This window comes from Kribbella turkmenica, assembly GCF_004348725.1.
GTDB classification, from domain to species: Bacteria; Actinomycetota; Actinomycetes; order Propionibacteriales; family Kribbellaceae; genus Kribbella; species Kribbella turkmenica.
Genome location: NZ_SMKR01000301.1, coordinates 1 through 2,826, shown reverse-complemented (window position 1 = coordinate 2,826; position 2,826 = coordinate 1). Strand labels below are relative to the sequence as shown.

Annotated in this window: 3 protein-coding genes; 2 read left to right on the top strand and 1 reads right to left on the bottom strand. The window is 69.1% G+C overall.

Features of this window, described 5'->3' with window-relative positions; genetic code table 11:
- Positions 1–1,004 (bottom strand): M64 family metallopeptidase (locus E1218_RS35310; RefSeq protein ID WP_233712691.1); only part of this gene is annotated, 1,004 nt, incomplete at its 3' end.
- Between the two features lie 152 nt (positions 1,005–1,156).
- Here E1218_RS35310 and E1218_RS35305 point away from each other — a divergent pair.
- Entirely contained in the window at positions 1,157–1,960 is an 804-nt protein-coding gene (locus tag E1218_RS35305; protein ID WP_132327378.1) for a lysophospholipid acyltransferase family protein, read from the top strand.
- A 39-nt stretch (positions 1,961–1,999) separates the two neighbouring features.
- On the top strand, positions 2,000–2,826 hold an 827-nt coding region (locus E1218_RS35300), incomplete at its 3' end, for a prephenate dehydratase (RefSeq protein WP_132327377.1).

Sequence of the window (2,826 nt, the reverse complement as noted above, 5' to 3'; positions counted from 1 at the left end):
GTCCAGGTGACGTCGAGCTCGTGGCTGACCGGATGCAGGGTCTGCAACCAGACGACCTGGTCGGGCGCCACCGGGCCGGCCGGCGTACTGCCCTGGAACAGGTTGGCCCGGGACGAGATCCGCTGGGTCATCCGCTCCCGCGACACCTGGTCGAAGTAGTAGCCGAGGGTCTTCATCATCGAGTGCCGGCTCGGCCGCCAGACGCCGGAGCCGGCGTACATCCCGCCCTCGTACCGGCCGATCGTGCCGCCGGACTCGGACGGCTCGCCGAGCCACCGGAACCACTTCTTCTGCTGCGCCAGCATCTGCTGCTCGGTCAGCAGGGAGTGGTGGATCGAGGACGGTTCAGGTCCCTGGTACGGCGCTCCGCGGTCGCCGCGGGCGTAGTAGTCGTACTCGTCCTGCAGGCCGCCGAGCGAGTGGCCGAGCTCATGCGGGGTGATCAGCGCGGACAGCGCGTTGCCGCCGGACGCGGTCGCGTACGTCCCGCCGGCCCCGCCGTAGGTATCGCTGTTGCCGATAGCAAGGATCTGGCGGTTGGCGGCGGAGGTGCCGGCCACCAGGCCGGCGTACTGGGTGGCCGCGGCCGAGCTGACGGTCAGCAGGCGCTGGACGCTGTTCGGGTTGCAGCCGCCCCAGAACCCCATCTGGAGCGGGGTGTCGACCTTCGGCGAGGTGAGGCCGGGGTCGCAGTCGACCCCGCTGTCCGGCGACGGGATCTCGACCGCGTAGACGTTGAGGTAGTTCCGGTACGACTTGAACGGCTCGATGCTCCAGAGCACGTTCAGGTGCTTGTCCACCTGCTCGCGGAACTTCGGCAGCTCGGCCGCGGTGTACCCGTCGCCCATCACCACCAGGTTGAAGCGGGACTCGGCCGGACCGGTCACCTGGATCGGGACCACGGTCGCCGTGGCGTCCGCCGTCCCGGCCTCGGCGGCGACCGGCAGGCCGGCGAACACCACCGCCACCACTCCGAGCACTGCCGTCAGTCGTCTTGTCCTCACGAGACCTCCCCCAGCCGGGCGACACACTGGCGTGAGCAGCTTACGGAGGGGAACCATGAAATGTCAGGAGTTCACGCGTGCCGGTGCACGGGGCATATGCGGCGCCCGTGCGGCATCATGAGCACTCGGGGAACTGTGAGGAAAGGACATCGATGACGGAACCGGCGCGGTCGCCGCGGCCCGAGCAGGACCGGGTACCACCCGTGGACGACGCTGGTGACGGCGACGGCAAGGGCATCTACTGGCTGCTGAAGAACGTGCTGATCGGCCCGCCGGTCAAGCGCGTCTTCCGGCCGAACGTGGTCGGCGGCGAGAACGTCCCGCAGCACGGGCCGACGATCATCGCCAGTAACCACCTGTCCTACGCCGACTGGATCTTCATGCCGCTGGTCCTGCGCCGGCGGGTCACGTTCGTGGCCAAGTCGGACTACTTCACCGGCGAGGGGATCAAGGGCCGGTTCCAGCGCGGGTTCTTCAAGGGCACCGGCCAGGTGCCGATCGACCGGTCCGGCGGATCGGCGTCCGAGGGCGCGATCCGGGCCGGGATGAAGGTGCTGGAACGCGGCGAGCTGTTCGGCATCTACCCCGAGGGCACCCGCTCACACGACGGCCGGCTCTACAAGGGCCGCACCGGGGTCGCCCGGCTGGCGCTGGAGGCCAAGGTCCCGGTCGTCCCCTGCGGCGTGATCGGCACCGACAAGATCGCGCCGCCCGGCAAGATCGTCGCCTCGATGACGCCTCCGACGGTCAAGTTCGGCGCTCCGCTGGACTTCTCCCGGTACGAGGGGATGGAGGGCGACCGATTGATCCTGCGGGCCGTCACCGACGAGATCATGTACAAGATCATGGAGCTGTCCGGCCAGGAGTACATCGACATGTACGCCACCAAGGCCAAGCAACTGGAGGGCCGCGCGGTCACCGGCGCGCCGAAGAAGGTCCGCAAGTCGGACACCTGATCCGGGACCTGAGACACCGGGGGTCTACGCTGGGAGATCGTGGACGGACCGATCGCTTACCAGGGTGAGCCAGGCGCCAACTCGGCGATGGCGTGCACCGACATGTACCCGGACCGCGAGCAGCTGCCCTGTACGACGTTCGAGGACGCGCTCGAGGCGGTCAGCAGCGGCCGCGCCGGGCTGGCGATGATCCCGGTGGACAACTCGATCGCCGGCCGGGTGGCGGACATCCACCACCTGCTGCCGGAGTCCGGGCTGCACATCGTCGGCGAGTACTTCCTGCCGATCCACTTCCAGCTGCTCGGCGTCCCCGGTACATCGATCGACCGGATCCGGACCGTCCGCAGCCACGTGCACGCCCTCGGGCAGTGCCGCAAGATCATCCGCGAGCACGGGTGGTCGACGATCGTCGCGGACGACACCGCCGGGTCCGCCCGGGAGGTGGCCGAGCTGGCCGACCCGACGGTGGCGTCGCTGTCGCCGCGGGCCGCCGCGGAGCTCTACGGCCTGGAGACGCTGGCCAGTGACGTCGAGGACGAGCACCACAACACGACCCGGTTCCTGGTGCTGTCCCGCGAGCCCGACGTACCGCCGGTGGGGTCGGGCCCGGTGATCACCAGCTTCGTGTACCGGGTCCGGAACGTGTCGGCCGCGTTGTACAAGGCTCTCGGCGGGTTCGCGACCAACGGCGTCAACATGACCAAGCTGGAGTCGTACCAGCTCGGCGGCATGTTCTTCGCCACCCAGTTCTACGCCGACATCGAAGGCCACCCGGACGAGCCGAACGTCGCCCTGGCGCTGGAGGAGCTCGCCTTCTTCTCGGTCGAGGTACGACTACTCGGCGTCTACCCCGCCCACCCCTTCCG

What these genes read in the sequence shown, in the direction of transcription:
- E1218_RS35305 (WP_132327378.1), top strand. Translation starts at nt 1,157, where the DNA reads ATGACGGAACCGGCGCGGTCGCCGCGGCCCGAGCAGGACCGGGTACCA.